The 24476-nt window shown below is 60.2% G+C and carries 20 protein-coding genes and 1 tRNA gene; 8 read left to right on the forward strand and 13 right to left on the reverse strand.

Annotated features, from left to right (window positions below; all coding sequences use genetic code 11):
• Window positions 1-13 precede the first annotated feature (13 nt).
• Genes tssC through tssA form a run of 3 tightly spaced genes read right to left on the reverse strand, consistent with a single transcriptional unit; the run spans window position 14 to window position 3618 of the window.
• Complete coding sequence (tssC, locus tag DCO48_RS15010) at window positions 14-1489, reverse strand: type VI secretion system contractile sheath large subunit (protein ID WP_116551403.1); 1476 nt, start codon at window positions 1487-1489, stop codon at window positions 14-16.
• Window positions 1490-1517: 28 nt separating this feature from the next.
• Entirely contained in the window at window positions 1518-2024 is a 507-nt protein-coding gene (gene tssB / locus DCO48_RS15015; RefSeq protein WP_116551404.1) for a type VI secretion system contractile sheath small subunit, read from the reverse strand.
• A gap of 34 nt (window positions 2025-2058) precedes the next feature.
• Complete coding sequence (gene tssA / locus DCO48_RS15020; protein WP_116551405.1) at window positions 2059-3618, reverse strand: type VI secretion system protein TssA; 1560 nt, start codon at window positions 3616-3618, stop codon at window positions 2059-2061.
• Between the two features lie 743 nt (window positions 3619-4361).
• On the opposite strand from tssA, the gene DCO48_RS15025 reads away from it, so the two are divergent.
• Complete coding sequence (locus DCO48_RS15025) at window positions 4362-4880, forward strand: Hcp family type VI secretion system effector (RefSeq protein ID WP_116551406.1); 519 nt, start codon at window positions 4362-4364, stop codon at window positions 4878-4880.
• 74 nt (window positions 4881-4954) lie between these two features.
• Here DCO48_RS15025 and DCO48_RS15030 read toward each other — a convergent pair whose 3' ends face one another.
• Window positions 4955-7900 (reverse strand): TonB-dependent receptor, encoded by a 2946-nt coding sequence (locus DCO48_RS15030; RefSeq protein ID WP_116551407.1) that lies wholly within the window; start codon window positions 7898-7900, stop codon window positions 4955-4957.
• 187 nt (window positions 7901-8087) lie between these two features.
• Between DCO48_RS15030 and DCO48_RS15035 the strand changes: the two genes are divergently transcribed.
• The 4 genes from DCO48_RS15035 to DCO48_RS15050 all read left to right on the forward strand — a co-directional run bounded on the left by DCO48_RS15035 (window position 8088) and on the right by DCO48_RS15050 (window position 13255).
• The gene (locus DCO48_RS15035) at window positions 8088-8630 is read left to right on the forward strand and encodes a sigma-70 family RNA polymerase sigma factor (RefSeq protein ID WP_116551408.1); all 543 of its coding nucleotides are present in this window, start codon (window positions 8088-8090) and stop codon (window positions 8628-8630) included.
• Window positions 8623-9588 carry a FecR domain-containing protein gene (locus DCO48_RS15040; protein WP_116551409.1) on the forward strand — a complete coding sequence of 322 codons (966 nt, stop codon included), beginning with the start codon at window positions 8623-8625 and terminating at the stop codon, window positions 9586-9588. The genes DCO48_RS15035 and DCO48_RS15040 overlap by 8 nt, the downstream gene beginning before the upstream one ends.
• A 224-nt stretch (window positions 9589-9812) precedes the next feature.
• A complete protein-coding gene (locus DCO48_RS15045) occupies window positions 9813-12389 on the forward strand; it encodes an autotransporter outer membrane beta-barrel domain-containing protein (protein ID WP_116551410.1) in 2577 nt (858 codons plus the stop codon).
• The gene (locus DCO48_RS15050) at window positions 12389-13255 is read left to right on the forward strand and encodes an alpha/beta hydrolase (RefSeq protein WP_116551411.1); all 867 of its coding nucleotides are present in this window, start codon (window positions 12389-12391) and stop codon (window positions 13253-13255) included. The genes DCO48_RS15045 and DCO48_RS15050 overlap by 1 nt, the downstream gene beginning before the upstream one ends.
• Before the next feature lie 318 nt (window positions 13256-13573).
• Here the strand turns inward: DCO48_RS15050 and DCO48_RS15055 are convergent.
• The 5 genes from DCO48_RS15055 to dapA all read right to left on the reverse strand — a co-directional run bounded on the left by DCO48_RS15055 (window position 13574) and on the right by dapA (window position 17266).
• Window positions 13574-13663, reverse strand: a tRNA-Ser gene (locus tag DCO48_RS15055).
• A 92-nt stretch (window positions 13664-13755) separates the two neighbouring features.
• Window positions 13756-14466 (reverse strand): phosphoribosylaminoimidazolesuccinocarboxamide synthase, encoded by a 711-nt coding sequence (gene purC, locus DCO48_RS15060; RefSeq protein ID WP_116551412.1) that lies wholly within the window; start codon window positions 14464-14466, stop codon window positions 13756-13758.
• Between the two features lie 29 nt (window positions 14467-14495).
• Window positions 14496-15254, reverse strand: coding sequence for an MBL fold metallo-hydrolase (locus DCO48_RS15065; RefSeq protein WP_116551413.1), 759 nt, complete (start codon window positions 15252-15254; stop codon window positions 14496-14498).
• Complete coding sequence (gene bamC, locus DCO48_RS15070) at window positions 15255-16370, reverse strand: outer membrane protein assembly factor BamC (protein WP_116551414.1); 1116 nt, start codon at window positions 16368-16370, stop codon at window positions 15255-15257.
• A gap of 17 nt (window positions 16371-16387) precedes the next feature.
• Window positions 16388-17266, reverse strand: coding sequence for a 4-hydroxy-tetrahydrodipicolinate synthase (dapA, locus tag DCO48_RS15075; RefSeq protein WP_116551415.1), 879 nt, complete (start codon window positions 17264-17266; stop codon window positions 16388-16390).
• 260 nt (window positions 17267-17526) lie between these two features.
• On the opposite strand from dapA, the gene DCO48_RS15080 reads away from it, so the two are divergent.
• Together DCO48_RS15080 and DCO48_RS15085 are read left to right on the forward strand one after the other, a co-directional pair.
• Complete coding sequence (locus tag DCO48_RS15080) at window positions 17527-18087, forward strand: glycine cleavage system protein R (RefSeq protein WP_116551416.1); 561 nt, start codon at window positions 17527-17529, stop codon at window positions 18085-18087.
• An 11-nt stretch (window positions 18088-18098) separates the two neighbouring features.
• Window positions 18099-18572, forward strand: coding sequence for a peroxiredoxin (locus DCO48_RS15085; RefSeq protein WP_116551417.1), 474 nt, complete (start codon window positions 18099-18101; stop codon window positions 18570-18572).
• 102 nt (window positions 18573-18674) lie between these two features.
• On the opposite strand, the gene DCO48_RS15090 is transcribed toward DCO48_RS15085, so the two are convergent.
• Window positions 18675-19745: an AI-2E family transporter gene (locus DCO48_RS15090; RefSeq protein ID WP_116551418.1), complete on the reverse strand. Its 1071-nt coding sequence runs from the start codon at window positions 19743-19745 to the stop codon at window positions 18675-18677.
• A gap of 26 nt (window positions 19746-19771) precedes the next feature.
• The gene (locus DCO48_RS15095) at window positions 19772-20011 is read right to left on the reverse strand and encodes a sulfurtransferase TusA family protein (RefSeq protein WP_116551419.1); all 240 of its coding nucleotides are present in this window, start codon (window positions 20009-20011) and stop codon (window positions 19772-19774) included.
• A 130-nt stretch (window positions 20012-20141) separates the two neighbouring features.
• On the opposite strand from DCO48_RS15095, the gene DCO48_RS15100 reads away from it, so the two are divergent.
• The gene (locus DCO48_RS15100; protein ID WP_116551420.1) at window positions 20142-21578 is read left to right on the forward strand and encodes a M48 family metalloprotease; all 1437 of its coding nucleotides are present in this window, start codon (window positions 20142-20144) and stop codon (window positions 21576-21578) included.
• Window positions 21579-21655: 77 nt separating this feature from the next.
• Here the strand turns inward: DCO48_RS15100 and nadA are convergent, their stop codons facing one another.
• Together nadA and DCO48_RS15110 are read right to left on the reverse strand one after the other, a co-directional pair.
• Complete coding sequence (gene nadA, locus DCO48_RS15105; RefSeq protein WP_116551421.1) at window positions 21656-22714, reverse strand: quinolinate synthase NadA; 1059 nt, start codon at window positions 22712-22714, stop codon at window positions 21656-21658.
• Between the two features lie 220 nt (window positions 22715-22934).
• Window positions 22935-24428 carry a YdgA family protein gene (locus DCO48_RS15110; protein WP_116551422.1) on the reverse strand — a complete coding sequence of 498 codons (1494 nt, stop codon included), beginning with the start codon at window positions 24426-24428 and terminating at the stop codon, window positions 22935-22937.
• Between the last annotated feature and the right edge of the window lie 48 nt (window positions 24429-24476).

Raw genomic sequence — 24476 nt, forward strand, 5'->3', positions numbered from 1 at the left:
GCGAAACTCCTGGTTACTCTTTGTCGAGCTTGCCGACGAGGGACAAGGTGAAGTCCGCGCCCATGTACTTGAAGTGCGGGCGGACCTTGAGGCTCACGCGGTACCAGCCAGGCTCACCCTCGACATCACTGAGCGCAATCTGCGCCGCGCGCAGCGGCCGTCGCCCGCGCACTTCGGCACTGGGGTTTTCCTGGTCGGCAACGTACTGGCGAACCCACTTGTTAAGCTCGGTTTCCAGATCGGTCCGCTCCTTCCACGAACCCAGTTGCTCGCGCTGCAGTACCTTCAGGTAATGTGCCAGGCGGTTGATGATCATCATGTATGGCAGCTGAGTACCCAGCTTGTAGTTCAACTCCGCCGCCTTGCCTTCCTCGCTGATACCGAAGCGCTTCGCCCGCTGCACCGAATTGGCCGAGAAGAACGCTGCGTTGTCGCTGCCCTTGCGCATGGTCAGGGAGATGAAGCCCTCCTCGGCCAGTTCATACTCGCGCCTATCCGAAACCAGCACTTCGGTCGGAATCTTGGTTTCGATCTCGCCCATGCTCTGGAAGTGGTGCAACGGCAGGTCTTCCACCGCGCCACCGCTTTGCGGGCCGATGATGTTCGGGCACCAGCGGAACTTGGCGAAACTGTCGCTCAGGCGGGTGGCGAAGGCATACGCGGTATTGCCCCACAGGTAATGCTCGTGGCTGTTGGCTACGGTTTCCCGGTAGGCGAAGCTCTTCACCGGGTTGTCTTCCGGGTCGTATGGGTTGCGCAACAGGAAGCGCGGCACGGTCAGGCCGAAATAGCGCGAGTCTTCCGTCTGGCGGAAACTTTGCCACTTGGCGAATTGCGGACCGTCGAAGTGATCTTTCAGGTCCTTGAGGTCCGGCAGGCCCGTGAAGCTTTCCAGGCCAAAAAAAGCAGGACCGGCAGCGGCAATGAACGGTGCATGGGCCATGCAGGCAACGCTGGAAACGTACTGCATCAACTTCACATCGGGGGCATTCGGCGACATGAAGTAGTTGGCAATGATCGCCCCGACCGGTTGGCCGCCGAACTGGCCATATTCGGCGGTATAAACATGCTTGTACAAACCGGCCTGCATGACTTCCGGAGAATCCTCAAAGTCGTCGAGCAGGTCCTGTTTGGAGGTGTTGAGTACCTCGATCTTGATGTTCTCGCGAAAATCGGTCCGCTCAACCAGCAACTGCAGCCCGCGCCAGGCGGACTCGAGTGCCTGGAACTCGGTGTTGTGCAGAATTTCGTCCATCTGCCGGCTGAGCTTCTCGTCGATCTCGGCGATCATCCGGTCGACCAGCGCCTTCTTTACCGGCTCGCCGCGGTTCTGCGGTTTGAGCAACTCTTCGATGAACGCCGACACGCCGCGCTTGGCAATGCCATAGGCCTCGTCGCGCGGGTTGAGCCGGGTTTCGGCGATGATCTGGTCGAGAACGCCGTAGTCGGCGGCGTCATCATGCTGTTGCGGTGCGGCACTGCTGCTCATGGATTGGCATCCTTATCAAAATGAAAACTCAGGCGTCCTGCGCTGGCGTGCCTTGCAAACCCAACTCACCGAGAACCCGGGCACGCCCGTCGTCGTCGGCCAGCACGCGTTCAATGGCCTTGCGGAACGCCGGTGCGTTACCCAGCGGCCCCTTGAGGGCGACCAGTGCTTCACGCAACTCCATGAGCTTGCGCAACGCCGGGATTTGCGTAACCAGATTGGCCGGATTGAAGTCTTTCATGGCATCAATCTTGATGCTGACGGCCAGCTCGTCGCTGCCGTCGTGGGCCTGCAAGCGGTTGGGCACGCTCAAAGTCAACTGCAGGTTCTGTTTGCCCAGGACATCGTCGAAGTTGTGCTTATCGACGCTGATCGGTTTGCGATCCTCGACCTTGCGCTCGTCGGCCTGCTGGGTGAAATCGCCCAACACCAGCAACTTCAGCGGCAGTTCGACTTCCTCCTGAGCGTTGCCCAACGCCGGTTTGAAGGTGATGTTGATGCGTTCCTTGGGTGCAACCGAGCCTTCTTTGGCCATGGATCTGCTCCTATTTGGGTGACGGCCTGGAGGCCTATTCGAGTACCACTTCCAGATCGAGGTGGCACAACCTGCGGTAAATCTCGTCCTTGCGTTCGCGCACGGCATGGTTCTGCGGCAGCAACTCACAGCAGTTGTGCAACAGGTGGATCACCCGCAGTGCGAGGTCGGGCTCCCAAAGGTTGAGGCCGGAGGCATGCAGTTGCTGGTCGAGGGTTTCCAGTTGGGTACGGGCGAGCTCGTACTTTTTTGCCTGGTGGCACAGGCGCGCCAAGCCGAATTGCCAGAGAAAGCGTTCACGCCCACCGCCTGCGGCGTGCAGGCCTTGCTTGAGCACCTGCACGGCGGCCTTCAGGCCGTCCTTGCGCAGTACCGGCTCAACGTCCTCCAATGCTTGCTCCCAGGCCGGGCGGTTGGCATTGCGCTCGGCGGGGCGTACCGGGGCACTGCTGGTTTGCAGATGAGGCATGACCGAAGCGCCGATCCAGTTGCGGGTGGCCGTCTCGGCGAACGGCTGACCATCGTGAAAACGCAGGCCGACAATGCCCGGCAGGCGCTGCAGGAACAGGGCAAACTGCACTTCCACTTCGCGCATGGCCGTCTCCGCATTCAGCGCCTGCAGGCACTCCCAGACCAGGTACTGGCCGTCAAACCAGAAGGGTGACCGAGCCAGACTGGCTTCCAGGTCCACCAGCAGATCGGCGTATTGACCAGCGGCGAAACGCTCGCGGTAGCTGTTGAGCTTGTCCAAAGGCAACCCGCGTAGTGCGGTGACCTGCTCGTTATTGCGCTCGGGCATCGTGTCGATGGGTAACCAGAGCAATGTCCGGTTCAGGCGTAATGCACGCAAGTCGGTGGCTTTCTGGCGCAACCACCAGGTGCACAATGGCCGCGCGCTCTCCTGCTGGGCACGCAATGCCTTGCCGGCTTCCTTCTCGCTGTCGATCGGCGCCCCTGGCGTGAGCAGTTGAGTGGCAGCCTGCTTGACCTGCGCGACCACCGCGCCAACGCTACCGGGCTCGAGCCCACCATCGGCGGCACGCTGTAGCATCGAGGCCAGACGCCGGCGCATTGGCAGAATCAGCGGCGCATCGTCGGCCAGGCGTGCGGTAAACACCTCATCAAGCGCTTCGAGGTGCTCGACCATGGCGCGAAACAGCGCTAGCTGATCCTTGACCGGGACATTATCGTCAAGCACCTGCTCAAGACGCGGAAGCAGCCAGGCTATCGCCCCGCTGCGCGTGCGCGGCTTGGCAGGATGCAACTCGGCCCAGTGCTGCTCACAGAGGTAGCGCATCAGCCCAAGGCCCGCGAGCAAACCGGCGAAGGACTCACACTGATGAAGTGCCCAGGTCAACCAGGCGACCGCACGAAGGTCCTTGGAGTGACATCGAAGTAAAGCCTCACTGCCCTCGCGAACTTTCGACCAGTCGGTCCGCCCGGTCGCGTACAAGGAATTGTCTTTGCCAAGCTCGGCTTCCAGCACGTCGAACTCACTTGAAAAGCGCATATCCTCGCCCGCGAACATCTCGGCGGACACAGGCGCCCTGGCAAGTTCAAGATAGTGCGAATAAAGTTTGCTTGAAAATGTCATCCGTGGCCTTTTGTCACCGACTGGTGCATGACCATTCCGAAATCTCGAAACAATCACAACAACATAAAGAAAACACTTAGAACGTGTTCCCTCGCGCTATAACTGGGGGCCCTTCCCTGGGCTGAAGAAGTTGGATCCTAAAGTACCCAAGCAAATCAACGCAAGCCTCACCCAATACGCTTAAGCAACACACAAAACAGCGAAATCGAGACTGTTCAGGCGCATTTGAAAATCCAGAAAAGCCCATCTAGCCTAGGCAGGCTAAAGGTTTTAATGGTCACAAAATTTTTGAAAACCGCGCAACCAAGACCATTTCCCACATAGCCATAGGAAAATTCCTATAGCCCAACAAGACTACTCCCACAAAACAACCCAAAGAACGTGTAGGCATTTTTCTTAAAAACAAAAAGTCGACTCAACTGCAAACAAAACAAACAATGGCGAACGATAAATCGCGCAACTTTTTGCACAGAGCGCCACATCTCATCTCAGTCACACACCCTGGCAGCGCCGACAGCACAGGCCTCACAGCCAACTGCGCAAATAGTTGCACAGTGCTGTGCAACTATTTGCGCAGACTATTTGATTATTTCCTGGAAATCGCATTACCCACACCACTTGGGCAACCCTACATCCTTGATTTAGTTTGGTATTTCAGTTTCTGGCATGACACTTGATACAGCGCTCATCGACGGGCCTCACTGGCTCCGGATTCAACATCAATTCCCGCACGGAGAGCTGCAATGCCAACCCCCGCATACCTGACCCTCGAAGGCACCAAACAAGGCCTGATCACGGCTGGCACCTTCACTGAAGATTCGGTCGGCAATATTTTCCAGGAAGGTCACGAAGACGAGATTCTGGTCCAGGCCTTCGATCATCAGGTCATCATCCCGCGCGATCCGCAGTCCGGCCAACCAACCGGCCAGCGCGTCCACAAACCGCTGAAAATCACCAAGGTCTTCGACAAGTCATCGCCATTGATTTTCGCGGCCCTGACGACAGGCGAACGCCTGACGTCGTGCACCCTGAAGTGGTTCCGCACTTCTGCTTCGGGCACCCAAGAGCACTACTACACCATCAAGCTGGAGGACGCGATCATCGTCGATGTAACGTCCAACATGGCCAACTGCCAAGACCCGAACATGTCGCACTTCACTCATCTTGAGGACGTCTACTTCACCTACCGCAAAATCACCTGGACCCACGAAGTCTCCGGCACATCCGGTTCCGATGACTGGCGATCCCCGGTTGCCGCGTAACCACGTGAGCACACCGACCGGCGCAAGATGATAGCGCCAGCCGGCCGCCTCATGTCGCCATGAGGCGGCTCGTCTCAAAATTTGCTCTGTACCCCCAGCCGCCAGGTACGTCCAGGTGCAGGCATCAGGCTCTGCGCCAGTGGGTCGAGGTAGTAACGGTCGGTCAGGTTCTGCACCGAAAGGTTGAGCTCGGTGTTTTCAAGCACCTTGTAGTTCAGGAACATATCGAACAACGCCACCGGGCGATATTCGATCTGCGGCGTGGTTCCACCGGTTTGCCAAGGCTTGTCGGCCGTGCTGGTCGGACCGGAGGTGTAGGTAGCGCGCGCGCCGACGGTCAGTTTCTGCTCGAAGAAGCGCAGGCCACTGGTGACGTTGGCGGCCAACCGCGGCGGGTTCTGCGTGTTGGTGTACGAGCCCATGTAACTGCCCGAGGTACAGTCAGGGGTGTCCTGGGTGTTCTGGTAGCCGTTGGCCGTGCTGCGCAGTTTGGCCGCAAAGGCCGCATCACAGGTCTCGGTTTCCAGGTAGTAGGTGGCGGCCAGGTCGGCGAACACCCGGCCCGCGTCATAGTGCGTTTGTAGCTCCAAACCGCGCGTGCTGTAGCTGTCGGTGTTGCTGAAGGTCATCATGCCCATACGCCCAGGGCTTGGGTCGTAGTAGCGGGTCACGTAGTTTTTGATGTCGTTGTCAAAGTACGCCAGTTTGATCGCCGCCGAGTCCCCGGCAGTCAGCAGGTTTTTACGCAGCGCACTGGCTCCCACTTCCCAGGTTCGCGAACGCTCAGGTTTGAGGCTGCTGCCCGGTGTGACCTGCTGGGTGCCCAGGCTGGTCTCGAACAGCGACGGCAAGCGCAGGCCCTGGGTGTAGGCGACATACACGAAGGTGTCGGGCATCCACTCGTAGTTGACACCGAACGAAGGCGAAAAACCGCTGCCGCTGCTGCCGCGTTGCGGGGTACGGTCGTATCCGGTCACCACGCTGCTGACGCTCTCGTCGAAGACGTCCGAACGGGTCGCGCCAAAGTCGTTGTAACGCACGCCATTGAACGGCTCGTTGCTGTTTTTGAAGACAATGCCGTTGTTCAGACGCGGATCGCTCGCATCGGTGTAGTTGCCATCCGGATCCGGGAACCAGATCATGTTGCCGTAAGTACGTTCATTGTTAACCCACATCCAGCGCATGTTGCGCACCTCACGCCGAGCCTTGGCCGTGACGCCGTTGTCCTTGGTGCGGAAATGGCTGTAGCGACCGCCGCCCCACAGCGTCAACTCGTCGATCGGCTGGTATTCGAGCTTGCCGTTGAAGCTGTACTCCGCGCGGGAGGCATCGCGCAGACCACGATTGGCATTGATGTCGTGTTCGGTAATGAGCACACCTTTCTGTGGCTGCAGGTCCTCATGCTGGTAGGAGCCGCCAAGGTCCACGGTGAAATCGCCGTAGGCAGTGTCGAACCTGGAGATATTGCTCAGATCGGCACCGATTCGTCGGTTGTCCTGACGGGTCCAGCTGCGATCAGAGCGGAACAGCTGTGAAACCGGCGCCGTCCACGCCGAGCTCAAGCTGCTGCTTTGGCTGTCGGTCATCCACAGGCTGGCGGTGAGGTCAATCAACGGGTTGTCGCTGGGCAGGTAGTGGTAGCGCGCGGTGTAGGTATCGATCTCTACGCGGCCCAGTGGGTATTGATAAATACCCGCGTTACCAGTACGGAAGATGTCCGACGGCATGATCTCGCCATTACTGCCCTGGTACTGCCGATAACCCAGGTCCAGGGTATGCCCCTCAGCCATTCGCCAAGTGGCCTTGAGCAGGTAGGAATCGGTTTTGGCGGAGGAATTGAGTACCTCCTCACCGGCGTTGTAAGTGGTGGCAACGCTGCTCTCTTCATCACCGTATTTGTCGTAGGTGCGGTAGCGCTCCTGGCCTTTCTTGCCGGAGAAGTAGTTACCCTGCTCGCGGTGCGCATACGCCGCAACGAGGTCCAGGCTCTCGCGGCTGAAGGCGAATGCGGCACTCCCCGACTGGGCGTCCGAGCCAAACAGGCCACCACGACTGTTGTGGGGTAGCGAGCTCAGGTCCTCGGTTGTGGAACTGGCGCTACGGTGCGCGGGGGCAACCCCGTTGTTCCACAGTTCGCCCTTAAGGCGTACACCGACGTGGTTACCGTCGACCAGAATATCCTTCACACCGAGGGTCTGCATTTCCACGGTGCCGCCAATCGCGCCTGACTTCAACGTCGGGCCCTTGTTCACCGTCACGTTGCTGATCAGGTCTGGGTCGATGTAGCTGCGCTGTTGCGTACCGGCGTAGCCGCGATAGACGTCCAGTGCCTGCTCGGCCCCGTCGACCTTGACCGCGACGCGGCTCTGCCCCTGGACCCCGCGAATGTTGACGTCCAGCGCTCCGCCATTGCGCGTGTCGCCGACCTGTACCCCCGGTATACCCTGCAACAGATCACCGGCGGAAATGCGTCCGAAGCGATCCAGGTCTTCGCTGGTGAGCACCACCGAAGAGCGTGGCGCCCGATAGGTCTGTGCCTTCGCATCGAGCAGTTCATCGGCGGCGACAGTAGTTGCCGACAGCTCGGTGACGGCTTTCAGGTGTTGCGTCGGGATCAGGCTGTAACTGCCTTTCGGGCCCGGCACCAAACGCAGGTCGGCATTTACCAGCAAACGCTGCAGCCCTTCACGGACGGTAAAGCGCCCGTTCAATGCCAACGCGGTTTTGCCACGGACCAGCTCGGGATCGAAGGACAACAGCAAGCCCGACTGACTGGCAAATGCCGCCAGTGAGGCACCCAGGGCGCCCTCGGCAATGGCGTAGTCGAAACGCGTTGCATGATCCAGATGGGCTGCGGGCACAGGCACCTGTTCCGGTGTTTGCGCCTGGGCCAGGCTCCCGCTCAGCAGGCCAACGCTGACAGCGGACAGGCTCAGCAGCGCGCAGCGCAACGCACGGGTGATCGGCGACACACAGGGCAACGGGCGCGCAACGGAGTGAAGACGGGATACTCGGGACATGCGGTTCTCGCTTGTGAGTTTGCACCCGCCAGTCATTGCGGGCGTCCACCTCCTCTGTCGCACGAGATCGAAAAAAGTATATTTCCAGGTTTTGCCCAGCGGCTGTAGCAGTACAGGTGTTGTGAATGCGGCGAAGGGTAGTGATAATAGTTTTCATTTGCACGTATTCACCGCTAATTCGATTCCCATGACCATTGCGCCCAGCCTTTCTCACCCCACCCCCGCCAACAACCGCGTGGCCACGCTGTATGTGGAAAATCACGCCTGGCTACGTAACTGGTTGGCCTATCGGTTGAGGTCGTGGGGACGCGGCGTTGCCGACGACCTGGCACACGATGTATTTCTGCGCATTCTGCTCAGCCCCGATGCCCGGCAACCTGAGCCCATCCGCCAGCCTCGCGCGTACCTGACGAAAATCGCCAATTGCGTGCTGGTCAGCTGGCGGCGGCGGCAGTCGTTGGAGCTGGCCTGGCTGGACGCGCTGGCGACACTGCCGGAACCACAGCAGCCATCGCCGGAACAGCAAAGTGTGATCCTCGAAAGCCTGCACGAGATCGATGCGCTGCTCGATACCCTGAAGCCGCGTATCCGTCAGGCGTTCTTGATGGCCACGCTCGATGGCATGAAACAGAAAGATATCGCCGCTGCCTTGAACATCGCCCTGCCGACGGTGAAGAAATACATCCATGCGGCGTATGTCACCTGCTTGAGCCTGCTGCCGGATGAGTAACGATCCAGCCATTGCGCAAACGGTACTCAAGGAAGCGGCATCCTGGCTGCTGCTGATGCAGGAAGGCCCGCTGAGCCCTTGCCGACAGAACGAGTTCGACCGCTGGCAGGCGCAGAGCGCGGACCATCAGCGTGCCTGGAAACGCGCCGAACAACTGCTCTGCCGTATCGCCAACCTACCGCCGGCACTGGCCAAACGCACCCTGAACCGGCCAACCGCATCCGATCGCCGCGCAGTCCTTCGCGGTGTGCTACTGCTGATTGCTGGTGCCCCGCTTGCCTGGTGGTCGTGGCGCGCGCAGGTGTGGCGCAACGGGTTTGGCGCCGACTACATCACTGCCGTGGGCGAGCAGCGCGAAATCGTCAACGATGACGGCACCCAGGTCACCCTGAACACCGATACGGCACTGAATGTTCGTTATGACGCCTTGCAGCGCCTGTTGCTTCTGCATCGAGGCGAGATCTACATCCGCAGCGCGACAGATCGACAGTCACCTGCACGGCCGTTGCTGGTTCAAACCGTACAGGGCGTGATGCTCGCATTGGGCACCGCGTTCAGCGTGCGTCAGCTGGAGCACGAGACACTGCTGGCCGTGTATGACGGGGCCGTGCAGGTTCGGCCTGCGGCTCAGGAGGTGGCCGCAGGTAGCAACGTCATCCGTGCCGGGCAACAGGTCCGTTTCAGCCGCGAAGGGCTTGGCGTCATCGAGGCTGCTACCGCAGCGGCACTGGCCTGGCGCAGCGGGTTGCTGTCGGCCGACGATCTGCCAATGCGGTTATGGGCGCAAGAGTTGATGCGCTACGGGCGCGAGCGGATCGAGTGCGATGCAACACTGCAAAGCCTGCGTGTGTCCGGCACCTTTCCGCTCAACGATGTGCCACTGGCTGTGGCGATGCTGGCGCAGACGCATGCCTTGAAGGTTCATAGCGAGGGGCGAAACGTCCTTATCAGTCGCTGAACCGCTTAGAGCGATTGTGCTGCCACCGCTGGCACGCCTGCACCTGCTCGTTTCTCGCCCTAAGCATCCAGGACGAGCAAGTCATTCCAATGGCGTCAAAAATGTATACCCTTGATAAACCACAGGACTTATACTCCGCCCGCGTCCAGCGTGGCAATTTGCCATCTCAGCGAAGCGAAGCCATGCAGGGAAGCTTTCTCAAATAGTTTGTCAAGGAATAAAAAGTGGCTGTCGTCAACCTACAAAAAACCCTCATTGCTCTTGCCATCGCCGCCGCCGCACAGCCTGTGTTTGCAGAGATCCTGCCCCTGACCAACGCAGGTGTACAGATCGAAAGAACCAGTTATGCGAACCAGGTTGAAGTCACTGGCTCGTTCACTACGAACAATAGCGATCTGGATGCTATCGAGTTCAATAGTGTCACCTTCAACAAAGACTTGGTTATCAATGCCACTGTTAATGCCAATGGCGATAACGCCGATGGCCTGGACCTGTCCATGGCGGGTGAAGACGAAGACCCCTCGTCTTTTGGCCCAGCAACCGAAATCTTCGGTAACCTGGTCAACAAGGGCAGCATTTCGGTAAGTGGCGGTGGTGTCTCGGCGATGTTGGTTGACCCGGCAATCATCCACGGCAACCTGGTCAACGAAGGCACCTTGCGTGTCAGTGGCAATGAGTTCGAAGGTGATGGTGTCCGTGCACTGGAGTTCTCTGGTGACTCGGAACTGCATGGCGATCTGATCAACGCCAGCACGGGCCAGATTCTCGCCAACGGCAACCACGCCAAAGGCATCTTGCTCGAAGGTGGCGAGATTGACGGCAAGCTCATCAACAATGGCTTGATTCAGGTCAGTGGTGAAAACGCCACGGCGCTGGATGCCACTTCCAACGACTACTTTGGCCACAGCGATCGTGTAGACATCGGCGGCATTGAAAACAATGGCCGTATCATCGCGACAGGTACCGACGCCGTTGGCGTTGAGCTGGATGGCGTCAGCTTTACCAGCCCTTCTGCCCAGTTCATCAACAATGGCCTGATTCAGGCTACCGACGCGGCGATTGAAATTGGCGGCTTTGACATCGACAGCGACGTCAGTGACGGGGCGCTGACGATCGTCAACCGTGGCACCCTGGTTTCCGAAGACGAGGCCATCGACGCCTCCGATGCAACGAAAACGGTCGTTCTGGACTGGCAAGGCGGTTCGATCACCGGCAACTTGATCGATCTGGATCGCATTTATGTCACCGGCAACACGGTATTCAAGGGCACCAACACCGACGCAGATGGCTACAACATCCGCATGTTCGACAACGGGCCACTGATTATCGGTACCGGGAGCAGCGCGGGCCATCTGCAGCTGGCGAATGCGCACACCACTTTGCAGGGCGACCTTGTAGTAGCTAACGGTTCGTCGCTGGACCTGAACCTGAGCAGCGCGACGAATGCGCAAAAAGCAGTCTTGAGTGTAGACGGCAACGCGACCTTCGAGAAAGGTTCGCAAATTACCCTGGCCGCTCAGGGTAGCGATTTCTCCGCCAACGGCAGCACCTACACCCTGGTCAAGGCTGATTCGCTGGATAACCAGACCGAGCCCGGCAAGCTGGTTAGCAGCCGCTCCTCGCTGTTGAATGTTGATACTTATGTCGTCGAAGGTAATCAGGTCGTTGCCACGGTCACCGGGAAGTCGTCTTCGCAAGTCGGTGAGGTTATCAAGGATATCGGTGGCTCGGACAACGCCCAGCGCGCCGCTTCGGCATTCAGCAGTGTCGCCACTCAGTTGGCTACCCTGAACCCGCAGGACGCAGTTTTCCAGGCCTATGTGAATGCATCCCAGGACCCTGAAGCGCTGCGCACGCTGGCTGAGCAACTGACGCCAGAGGTCAATGGCGGTGCAACTCAGGCTGCAACCACCGGCCAGACGTTGATCAGCAACGTCACCAGTGGTCGTACCTCCGGGGCACGCGGCATGTCGTCGGGTGAGGGCTTCAAGGAAGTAGGTGTATGGGTACAAACCCTGTACAGCGATGCCAGCCAGGACCTGCGTGACAATGTTGCTGGCTACAACGCTTACAGCCGCGGTATTGCGGTCGGCGCCGACGGCAAACTGAATGATCAGGTGACCCTGGGTGTGGCGTACAGCTACCTGAACACCGATGTGAATGGCAAGAGCGGTGACAAAACCAAGGTCGACGGCCATGCCTTCACCTTGTACGGTGGCTTTGAGCAAGGTAACTACTTTGTCGATGGCAGCCTGACCTATGGCCTCAACGACAACGAAGGTAAGCGCAGCATTGCCAGCACGACCGCCAAGGGTGATTACGACAGTAACCTGTTTGGTGTGAACCTGGTCGGTGGCTACACCTACCACGTCTCCCCATCGGTCCTGGTTGAGCCGCGCATTGCCGCTCGATACAGCCTGGTGAACATCGACGGTTACCGTGAAAAAGGCAGTTCTGCTGCGCTGAAAGTCGAAGATCAACGTTTTGAAGTAGCGGAACTGGGTGCAGGCCTGCGTGTTGCCGGAAGTTTCCCGCTGGGCAATGGCACGTTTGAACCGCAAGCCCAAGTCATGGCCTACCACGACTTTATCGGTGACGAAGTCAGCAGCACGTCGACCTTCATCTCGGGCAACACGCCTTTCGTAACCAGCGGTACGAGTGCCGTACGCAACAGCTATGAAGCAGGTGTAGGCGCTGACTACCACCTGGGCGCTGTCACGGTTGGCTTGAACTACGACTATGTAGGCAAGTCGGACTTTGATGCTAATACGGTCACAGCCAAAGTGCGTTACGACTTCTGATGACCGCTGCAAAGCTCAGCCCGTTACGCTGGGTTGGGATTTGCCTGCAAGGCACGGCACTGTTGTTCAGTGCCGTGCTGAGCGGTTGCCAGTCACCTCAGCAGGCACTTCAAGCGCTGGCATCCAGCCATGGCCAGCACCTGGAAATATTGACGACCCATCCTTTCCCCTTGGCGATGGTCGCGACGTTCACACACGCCCCGCCGCCCCGACTGCGCATTTATCTGGAAGGCGATGGCCGCGCCTGGGCCACAGCAACGCAGCCCAGTATCGACCCCAGCCCTCGGCAACTGATGGTGACGCGGTTGGCGTTGAATGATCCAACCCCATCACTTTACCTTGCGCGCCCTTGTCAGTTCGTCAGCGTGCCGACCTGCACCACCGACCTATGGACCCATCGGCGATTCTCCGAAGAGGTCATCGCCAGTTTTGACCAGGCACTGGATCTGCTTAAAGCGCGTTATCACAACCAGGACTTTGAACTGGTCGGCTACTCCGGTGGCGCCGCCGTGGCCCTGCTGTTGGCCTCTCGCCGTGACGACATCGCCCAGGTACAGACACTGGCCGGCAACCTCAGCCCGAGAGAGTGGGCTCGGATACAGCAGCTCGCCCCGTTACGCGGTTCACTTGAGCCGTTGCAGTACCGCCAGCGCTTGGCCATGATTCCTCAAAGGCACTTGCTGGGAGGTAATGACCGGGTGATTCCGGTAGCGGTTGAAGCATTTTACCGGCACCAACTAGGTCCCTCTGCGTGCCTGGAAACTATCGTTCTACCGGGTGTCACGCATGAAACCGGCTGGGATCAGGCCTGGCTGAACTGGCGAGGAAAATCAATCCAGTGCCGCCCCTCCCCAAACAGCAAGTAGTGCGCGCCGGGGGAATGAGATGACTCGAGCTGGGAGATCTAACGAGCACTCCCATCATGCTTCAATGCTGCACTACCCATTCCTGGCGCTGAAGTAACGTACGCTTGCATGCCCCGCAGCCTTCATTTTTGAAGGCGCTCGGCGGCTTAACGCCGCTCACTCAGTCGATCACGCTCGAAATCCACCCAGCCAGGACAAGGCAGTGAATACGGATGCCAGCATGCGCCAGGCGCTTAACTTGTTAGGCTCATACCCGCTACATATACCCCACAAACAAAAACCCCCTGAAACCAATGGTTTCAGGGGGTTCTCGATGTATGGCGGAGAGATAGGGATTTGAACCCTAGGTACTGTCGCCAGTACAACGGATTTCGAATCCGTCCCGTTCGGCCACTCCGGCATCTCTCCAATGGCGCGCATGATACCAGCACTTTTTAAAAAGGCGAAGCCCTATTTCAAAAAAAATTCGTGCTATCAAGCGCTTGCGAGAACAGGCCGCTTTACAGCGGCACGCCCAGGCGTTTTGCAACTTCTTCGTAGGCTTCGATTACGTCGCCCAGCCCCTGACGGAAGCGGTCCTTGTCCATCTTCTTGCGGGTTTCCTTATCCCACAGGCGGCAACCGTCCGGGCTGAACTCGTCGCCCAACACGATCTCGCCGTGGAACACACCGAATTCCAGCTTGAAGTCGACCAGCAGCAGGCCAGCGTCATCGAACAGCTTGTTCAGCACTTCGTTGACCTTCAGCGACAGCGCCTTCATCTTCACCAACTGCTCGGCGGTGCCCCAACCAAATGCAACCACGTGGGACTCGTTGATGAACGGATCGCCCTTCTCGTCGTTCTTCAGGAACAGTTCGAAGGTCGACGGCTCAAGCTTGATGCCCTCTTCCACGCCCAAACGCTTGACCAGGCTGCCCGCCGCGTAGTTACGCACTACGCACTCAACCGGAATCATGTCGAGCTTCTTCACCAGGCATTCGTTGTCGCCCAGCAGTTTGTCGAACTGGGTCGGCACGCCGGCTTCTTCGAGCTTCTGCATGATGAAGGCATTGAACTTGTTGTTCACCATGCCCTTGCGGTCGAGCTGCTCGATACGCTTGCCGTCGAAGGCCGACGTGTCGTTACGGAACAGCAGGATCAAACGGTCGGCGTCGTCGGTCTTGTAAACCGATTTGGCTTTGCCGCGGTAGAGTTCTTCACGTTTTTCCATGATGGGCTCCGCTTGCTAATTAAGATGGGCTAGGCGATTTCGCGCCAGTCGAGCCCGCAATCCTGGTTGGCCACTTGTAGCCAGTCCGGGTCGCACCCGAGGGTGTCGACGAAACATTGCCGGGCCAGCTGTGGCAGGTTGTTCTTGCTACTGAGATGGGCCAGCACCAGATGCTGCAGGTTGCGCCAACCCAGCTCGTTCACCAGGCTTGCGGCCTGGTGATTGTTCAAATGTCCGTAGTGACCGCCCACCCGCTGCTTGAGAAACATCGGGTAGTGTCCACGCGCCAGCAGGTCGCGGCAGTGGTTGGCCTCGATCAACAAGGCATCCAGGCCCTGATAACTGGCCAGCAGCTCAGCATCGTATGAGCCGAGGTCGGTCAACACACCAAAGCGGCGCCGGCCATCGCTAAACACGTATTGCAGAGGTTCCAGCGCATCGTGGGTCACCCGCACGGCCTTGGCGCTCAGGCTGCCGACCTGCAGGGTCTCGCCGTCGGCCAGAAAACCTGCGGCCTCCACCGGCTTGCGCATGCCGCGCAAGGTACCCCGGCTCAGGTACACCGGTACATTGTAGCGCCGCGCCAGCAAGCCCACGCCATGCACGTGGTCGGCATGCTCATGGGTCACCAGTACCGCACTCAAATCGGCTGCGCTGACCCCGAGCAGCGCCAGGCGCCGCTCGGTTTCGCGCAGGGAAAAGCCACAATCGACCAGCACGCAGCTGTCACCACTGGCGATCAGCGTGCCATTTCCCTGGCTACCACTCCCGAGTACGGCGAAGCGCACTTAACCCAGGTTGTCCTGAATGACACTCAGCACCCGGCGTGCGACATCGGCCGGCGCTACGGTGTTGATGTTCTTCTCGACGGTAACCTGCACGTTGTCGCCCACCTTGCTCAGGCGAACCTGATAGCGCTCGGCACGAGCTTCACGCTCTTCCTTGCTCGGCGCGCTGCCGAACAGCTTGCCAAAGAAGCCAGGCTCCTGATCCTTGGCCTCGGCCTTTTCGGCGAGGTTGATGTAGTACAGGCCCAGGCTACGGTTGATGTCTTCCACCCGCCATTCGCCCTGCTCAAGCGCACGACCAACGCTGGACCAGGCACGATCGAGGTCGGCGCCCAGGTTCAGCACCGGGTTGCCGCTGCCGTCTTCGCTGAGGGTGACACGGCTGGGCGCATCGAAATCGCGCGCGGCGAGCAACGACACCGAACCGCCCTTCTCGGCGCTGCGGGTCATGCTGGCAAGCATTTCGTCGACCAGCAAGGCGTCGATACCGGTGTTCTGCGAACGTGCCGGGAAATCCTGTTCGGCGGTGCTGCCGGCCGGACGCTCGACGGTGACCACGTACACTTCACTGGTATTGCGCTGCACGCCTGGCTCAATCCGCACGCGCGCACGGATTTCACTGTCGCTGCTGCTCGCGGCACTGCCGAGGCGCTTGGCCATGGACGTGGAGAGCTCGTCGAAACGCTGCCAGGTGGTGTTGAATTCGCCGGTTTGCGGCCGCTCTTCAGCGATGCGGAAACCGTTATCCTCGAAGAACTGACGGGCTACCGGCCAGACTTCGGCCGGTGCGCGCTGAGCCAGCACCCAACGCGAGGCACCGCTCTTCTGCAAGCTGAAATCGCTGATATCGGCGCTCGCCGACAGCGGCTGTGGACGCGGCACTTCGTACTCGCCCTTGACGTTGTCGTCGGCGACATTGAGTGGAATCGGCAACAGCGGGTCAAGTCGCTTGATGTTGCTCGCATCTGGCGGCAGCTGCATCGGGGCGGTCTGAGTCGCCTCCAGATAATCGCTACCACGGTCGCGGAAGTAACCCTCTTCCCCCCAGAGCCAACCACAACCGCTGGTGCTCGAGATGATCAAGGCAAGGGCAGAAAGACCAGCCAATCGCTTCATGCGGTGTACGTCCTCAATTAAAACTTCAGGCCGCACTGGCGCATTGCCTGGCGTACCGTATCGTGACAGGAGTCGCTCAGCCAGGTCAGCGGCAGGCGGATACCCTTGTGCATCAGGCCCATTTCGACCAAAGCCCACTTCACCGGAATCGGGTTGGCTTCGACGAACAGGTCTTTGTGCAGGGGCATCAATTTTTCGTTGATGGCGCGGGCTGTCTCGGCGTCGCCTGCGAGTGCGGCATTACAGAGGTCGGCCATCTCCCGTGGGGCGACGTTGGCAGTCACGGAAATATTGCCCTTGCCGCCAAGCAGGATCAGTTCGACCGCAGTCGGATCGTCGCCCGACAGCACGATGAAGTCGCTGCTCACACCATCAAGGATGGCCTTGGCGCGCTTCAGATCGCCAGTGGCTTCCTTGATGCCGATGATGTTCGGCACGCTGGACAGGCGAATCACGGTCTCGGCCTGCATGTCGCAGGAGGTGCGGCCGGGAACGTTGTAGAGGATCTGCGGGATATCGACGGCTTCGGCAATGTGCTTGAAGTGCTGGTACAGGCCTTCCTGGGTCGGCTTGTTGTAGTACGGCACCACCAGCAGGCAGGCGTCGGCGCCAGCCGCTTTGGCATTCTGGGTCAGGTGCACGGCTTCGCTGGTGGAGTTGGCACCGGTGCCGGCGATGACCGGAATACGGCCAGCAACGCGCTTGACGACGAATTCGATGACCTTGATGTGTTCATTTACATCGAGGGTAGCCGACTCGCCGGTAGTACCGACGGCGACGATGGCATGGGTGCCTTTTTCCAGGTGGAAGTCCACGAGTTTGCCGAGGCTGTCCCAATCAAGACGCCCTTGTGCATCCATGGGTGTGACCAATGCCACCATACTGCCCGCAATCATGAAACTGCTCCTGCCGGAAAAAGAGAGCGGTAATGGTACTGGCGCCATCGGGCTTGCACAAGCGAAGCAGGCGGGCGGAGCATTCCCCTCGGCGAGCATTTTCGCTACCCTTCTCTCTTTGATCGGTACACAGTGGCCCGCCGGGCCGCCGACAACGCGCCCCGACAGTGCCCGAACCCTCGATCCTGAGCCTCGGGACCACGCCGACAAGCCTATTTGCCCCGTCACGTACCGACCGCTCATCGCTTTAGGAATGCTGCATGTCCACCCCCACCGTTCGCGAACAATTCCTTGTCATCAGCGCCCTGGGCCCCAATCCCATGGAGCTGACCAATATCCTGTGCCGGGCCAGCAACGACAACCGCTGCTCGGTGGTGACCTCGCGCCTGACCCGCCACGGCGAATGCAGCGCACTGGTATTGCAGGTCGCCGGCAACTGGGACGCGCTGGCGCGGTTCGAGGCGGCGCTGCCCGGCCTGGCCAAGAAGCACACCTTCACCGTCAACGTGGTGCGCAGTGCCGAGCTGGAAGTACGCCCGCAATCGCTGCCGTACGTCGCTTATGTCAGCGCTGCGTACCGGGCCGATATCGTCAATGAGCTGTGCCAGTTCTTCATCGACCACCATGTCGAACTGGAGAACCTCACCTGCGACACCTATCAGGCACCACAAACCGGCGGCACCATGCTCAATGCCACCTTTACCGTGACCCTGCCGGCCGGCACCCAGATCAGTTGGCTGCGTGACCAGTTCCTCGACTTTGCCGACGCGCTGAACCTTGATGCGCTGATCGAACCGTGGCGCCCACAAAACCCGATGTAAGGAGGCTTTTCATGGCTGTTGAACTCGACCAGACCGTCGCCGACTTCCAGGCCCAGGCCACCAGTGGCCAAACCGTCAGCCTGGCGGCGCTGAAGGGCAAACAAGTGGTGATCTACTTCTATCCGAAGGACAGCACCCCCGGCTGCACCACCGAAGGCCAGGGTTTTCGCGACCAGTACGCGGCGTTTCAAGCGGCCGACACCGAGGTGTTCGGGGTGTCGCGCGACGGCTTGAAGTCGCATGAAAACTTCAAGGCCAAGCAGGGTTTCCCGTTCGAGCTGATCAGCGACAAGGACGAGGCGCTGTGCCAACTGTTCGATGTAATCAAGCTGAAGAAACTGTACGGCAAGGAATACCTGGGCGTAGACCGCAGCACCTTCCTGATCGACCGCAACGGTGTGCTGCGCAAGGAATGGCGTGGTGTGAAGGTGCCGGGGCACGTAGATGCAGTGCTGGCTGAAGCACAGGCGCTGAGCAAGGCCTAAGTTTTTCGAGCTGCCTTGCAGCCCGTCGCGGGACGAGCCCGTTACCACAGAAGCGCAACACCGGCTGCTTTTCTGTGGCAGCGGGCTCGTCCCGCAATGCCGTTAGAGCAACGGCGCCACCAGCGGCTCACGTCGCGGCCAGGCATCCAGCACCGCCTTGAACAGCGTTGCCAGCGGGATTGCAAAGAAAATCCCCCAGAACCCCCAGAGCCCACCAAACAGCAGTACCGCGCAAATGATCGCCACAGGGTGCAGGCTCACCGCTTCGGAGAACAGCAACGGCACCAGCACGTTGCCATCCAGTGCCTGAATGATCGCGTACACCGCCATCAGGTAGATGAACTGGTCGCCCCAGCCCCACTGGAACAGCGCGATCAAGGTGACCGGCACGGTCACCACCACGGCCCCCACATACGGCACCACTACCGACAAGCCCACCAACAGCGCCAGCAGGGCCGCATAGTTAAGCCCAAGCCAGACGAAGGCGATGTAGGTGGTCACGCCGCAGATCAGGATCTCGATACCCTTGCCGCGGATGTAGTTGGCGATCTGCCGATTCATCTCTTGCGCAACCCGCGTCATCAACGCGCGCTCCCGCGGCAGGTAGCCTCCGGCCCAGTGCGCAATCAGTTCGCGATCCTTGAGAAAGAAGAACACCAGGATCGGCACCAGCACCAGGTAGATCATGATATTCACCAGCAAGGGCAAGCTCGACAACGAGAAACTCAGCGCCCACTGACCGAACTTGCCGATCTCGCCGCGCATCGCCTCGATTGCCTGCAACACCTGCTCGTCGGAGACCAGATGCGGATAACGCTCCGGCAACAGCAGCAGGAGCGACTGCCATTTGCCGAGCATGCCCGGCAATTCGTTGAACAAGGTGATCAACTGATGCCAGAGCAGCGGCACCAGCACCAGCAGAAACACCGCCAGCGCCCCGAGGAACAGGGTAAATACCAACCCTACGGCAACCTTGCTCGGCACCCGCCAGCGCTCCAGCGCGTTGACCAGCCCCTGCATCAGGAACGCCAGCACCATACCGGCCAGCACCGGCGCAAGCATCCCGCCCAGGGTAAGGATCGCGGTAAAACCGAGAAACAGCAGAACCGCCAGCACCACGGCCTCCTCATCGGAGAAGTAGCGATGCAGCCAGTTGCGAAGCACTTTGAACATCAACGTTCCTTAAGCCGCGAAAAAATTCAGGCCTTTTTCAACCAGTAGCTATACACCCCGGCCTCAACCTGTTCGAGCAGCAACGTATGACCTGCCAATTGGGCAAACGTGCGGAAATCCCGCTGCGATCCGCCATCGGTGGCAATCACCTTGAGCACCGCACCGCTGGCCAGCCGGTTGAGCTCAAGCTTGGCCTTGAGCAGCGGCAACGGGCAATTCAGGCCACTGGCATCCAGTTCGGCATCGCAGGGTGGAACGTCGGACATCGGGTTTCTCCAGACGGGCGCCCACGCCAGGGTGGCGTGGCGGGCTGCAAAGGCCTCGTAGAATACCGCCACTGGTCGCCAACGTGCGAGCCGGCTACAGTAAGGTTCTTTGTCGACCAGAGCTTCGTGCATGAATTTACTGCGCCCTACCCTGCTGACACTGGCCTGTCTGATGGCGCTTCCAAGCCAGGCGGACGACCTGCCGTCACTGGGCGACGCCAGTTCTGCCATTGTTTCGCCGCAACAGGAGTTCCAGCTCGGCCGTGCCTGGCTGAGCCTGCTGCGCAGCAATGTCAATCAACTGAACGACCCCCAGCTCAAGGATTACGTCGAAACCAGCGTCTACCGCCTCGCCGAAACCAGCCAACTCCAGGACCGACGCCTGGAGTTCATCCTGATCGACAGCAAGGAGCTCAACGCCTTTGCCGCCCCCGGCGGGATTGTCGGGGTCAACGGCGGCCTGTTCCTCAATGCCCAGACCGAGGGTGAATACGCTTCGGTACTGGCCCACGAACTGGCGCACTTGTCGCAACGCCACTTCGCCCGCGGCGTGGAAGCCCAGCAACGCATGCAAATGCCGATGATGGCGGCCTTGCTGGTGGGGATCGTGGCCGCCGCTGCGGGCGCCGGCGATGCCGGTATTGCCGCGATTGCCGGCAGCCAGGCGGCGGCGATTCAGGAGCAACGGCGTTTCTCACGGCAGAACGAACAGGAAGCCGACCGGATCGGTATTCTCAACCTGGAAAAGGCCGGCTACGACCCGCGTAACATGCCGACCATGTTCGAGCGCTTGATGCGCCAGTACCAGTACAGCGCCAAGCCGCCCGAATTCCTGCTGACTCACCCGGTAACCGAATCGCGGGTCGCCGACACCCGCAACCGCGCCGAGCAGGCCCCCAAGGGCGGCGTGGAAGACAGCCTGCGCTATCAGCTGATTCGTGCTCGCCTGCAACTGACCTACGAAGGCACGCCGGGCCTTGGTGCCAAGCGCTTCCGGGCCTTGCTGGACGAGAACCCGAACATGGATGCCGCACGCTATGGCCTGGCCCTGGCACAGATCAAGGGCGGCCAGCTCAACGAAGCACGCGAGATGCTCAAGCCGTTGCTGGCCAAGGCGCCGAACGACATTACCTACAACCTGGCGCAGATCGATCTGGATATCACCAACAACCGCCTGGACGCAGCCCAGCAACGGGTAGCGAAGATGCGCACGCTGTACCCGGGCAACTATCCGCTGCAACAGGTCAGCGCCGACCTGCTGCTCAAGCAGAATCGACCGGCGGAAGCGGTAAAGGTGCTGGAAGCGTTACTGAAGAACCGTTCGGACGATCCGGACGTCTGGTACGAAGTGGCCGAGGCGCGCGGGCTGGCGGGCAATACCATCGGCCTGCATCAGGCACGGGCGGAGTACTTCACCCTGGTCGGCGATTTCAACCAGGCATTGCAGCAACTGGACTACGCGAAGAGCCGCGCCGGCAACAACTTCGTGCTGGCGTCGAAGCTGGATGCGCGGCAGCGGGAGATTCTTGAGCAACAGCGGATGGTCAAGGACATGATGGGGCGCTAAGTCAGAGGGCTGCGTTGCAGCCCTCTCCCAAAGGGTTCACACACCGCAGGGAGTGGGCTGGACCGGCAATGAGGCCCTCAAGCGTTACCGGACAACTTCATCCGTGCCGCCTGGGTGAAATCGAGCATGCGCTGCAGCGGCTTGATCGCCTGCGGAATCAACGCCGGCTCGACGAAGATCTCGTTGCTGCCCTCGCGCAGGCACTGCAGGGTGCGCTCCAGGGTGTTCATCGCCATCCATGGGCAGTGTGCACAGCTTCGGCACGCGGCCCCGTTGCCGGCGGTTGGCGCTTCGATAAAGACCTTGTCCGGGCACAACTGCTGCATCTTGTAGAAGATGCCGCGGTCGGTGGCGACGATAAAGGTCCTGTTCGGCAAGGTCTGCGCCGCCGCAATCAGCTGGCTGGTAGAACCCACCGCATCGGCCAGATCGATCACCGACTCGGGCGACTCCGGGTGCACCAGAATGGCCGCGTCCGGGTACAACGCTTTCATGTCTGCCAGCTGGCGCGACTTGAACTCTTCGTGAACGATGCAAGCACCGTCCCACAGCAGCATGTCGGCACCGGTTTGCTTCTGAATGTAGCGCCCCAGGTGCTGGTCCGGCCCCCAGATGATGGTCTCGCCGTTATCCATCAGGCTTTCGACGATTTCCAGCGCACAGCTGGAGGTCACTACCCAGTCGGCGCGCGCCTTGACCGCCGCCGAGGTGTTGGCATACACCACCACCGTGCGCTCGGGGTGCTTGTCGCAGAACGCCGAGAAGTCCTCCACCGGGCAACCCAAGTCAAGCGAGCAGGTCGCTTCGAGGGTTGGCATCAGCACGCGCTTTTCCGGGTTGAGGATCTTCGCGGTCTCGCCCATAAAACGCACACCCGCCACCAGCACGGTCTTGGCCGGATGCTTGTTGCCGAAGCGGGCCATTTCCAGCGAGTCGGACACGCAGCCGCCGGTTTCCTCGGCCAGGGCCTGGATCACCGGATCGCAGTAGTAATGAGCGACAAGCACTGCATCCTGTGCCTTGAGCTCGGCGGCAATCAGGGCACGGTATTCAGCCTCCTGCGCGGGCGTCAGGGGCTTGGGTTGCTTGGCATCCAGGTGGGCTTGAACCAGAAGGCGTTCGGAAATCTGCGTCATGTTCGCAAGACCTGCAGGCGCTGTAGCGCGAAAGTCGAGTGTATCACCAGGCTATGGCAATTCGGATAGCGGCTCAGCCTTTGCGGCCGTAGCCAGACCCGCTGTTTATCGGGCTCTATAGGGTGTCGAAGGCTACAGATAATCGAATGAATTCTAAAGGCTTTTTTGCCTGAAACGGCAGGCAGGCAGCGCCGTGAGCGCCGCCTGCCGGGCACGCCGATCAGTGCGCCGCGCCGCTCAAACCGCCCAGATTGGCCATCAGCAGGCCGACGAACTGCTCAACGCTCATACTCTGGCCGTTAAGCACCACCTGTCCCTTGGTGTAATGCAGGTTGCTGACGATGGCATCGTCCTTGACCGTTGCCAACTGGCTGTACAGCGCCATCTGCCCGGCCATCTCGCCCGAGTACGACGCTTGCTTGACCTGCTCGGCATCCAGCCCCTGCACGCTCGCCTGCAGTGCCGCCAGGTCGCCGATCATCGCCTTGGACAGCGACAGGTCGCTCTGCAGCTGTTCAATCAGTTGCAGAGCGACCTGCTCCAGCGGTTGCTCGAACGAGTCCGGGCGCGCCAGATCGACGCTCAGTTTGAAGCGGCTCTCACCGTTGGCAGTCTTGAACGACACGTCGTCCAGGGCCACCTGCGGCTTGCCAGCCAGCACCGCCAGCAGGTACTGCTGGAACGCTGCCTGCTGCTCGGCCGTCAGCGCCTGCGCCGGCCGTACATCCGCCTGCGCCGCACGCTCAAAAGCCGGCAGGTTGGCCGCATAGAACGCCATGAGCGCCTGCAAGGCCGGCACATCCAGACGCTGGATGCTCCAGGCCACCTGACCGCTGCCAACCGGTTTGCCGTCGTAGCTGATACCGGCCGCCTTATACAGCTGCTTGACCGCCAGTTGCTGGCTATTGATCTGGTAATCGTTGCGCTGTTCCAGCCCCTTGAGCGCCAATGCGGCCTGACGCTCGCCAAAGGTGAAGGCACCATCGGCCAGGGCCGTGTCGACCTGGCCGACGTAGAAGCCAAAGTCGCTGAGCGTGAGGTTGGCCGCCAGCGTCAAGCCTTGCAGCGCGATCTTGACCGGTGGCTGCTCGGCGCTGACCAGGGTCATCGCCAGGCTGCCCATGTCGCCGGCCATTTTCACCGCCTGCCCGTCCTGGCTAGCGGAAACATTCAACGTCAGCCCGGAGAAGGCAACGCTTGAGCCCTCGGGCTGACTGAACGCCGCCGACATCAGTTGCACCCGGCCTTCCACCGAACGGTCGTAACCCAGGCTCAGGTGGCCCTGCACCGGGGCAACCTCTTTGCTCGCGGCGAACCAGTCCGCCGTTCCGGCATCCTTTTCCAGCGAATAATTGCTGGCCGCCATCACCGGCATCAGCTTGAAGGCCTTGAGCCGCGACCACGGCAACGGTCCGTGCTCAAGGCGATCGGCAAAAGTCAGCTCGAAGCTCACCGGCTCGTCGCCAAGCTGCACGTTCTCGACCTTCAGCCGGTAGCGCGCATCGCTGCTGTAAAGATGCCGCTCCAGCCCCAGCAGCTCAATCTGCGCACTGCCACCGGCACCGGCCAGCGCTTGCAGCAGCTGCTGATTGGATTGCGCGATAGACGTATCGAGCACCGCCGGCAACTGCTTGCCGGTGTACCAGGCGCCGGCCGTGCACAAGGCCGCCACGGCCAGGGCCAAGCCCGACAGCACTCCTACTGTTCTCTTCATGAATTGATCCGCTGACTGTCCATTGTGTGAGGTAAGGCGCTGCGCACG

Source organism: Pseudomonas sp. SDI, assembly GCF_003105155.1.
Classification (GTDB): Bacteria; Pseudomonadota; Gammaproteobacteria; order Pseudomonadales; family Pseudomonadaceae; genus Aquipseudomonas.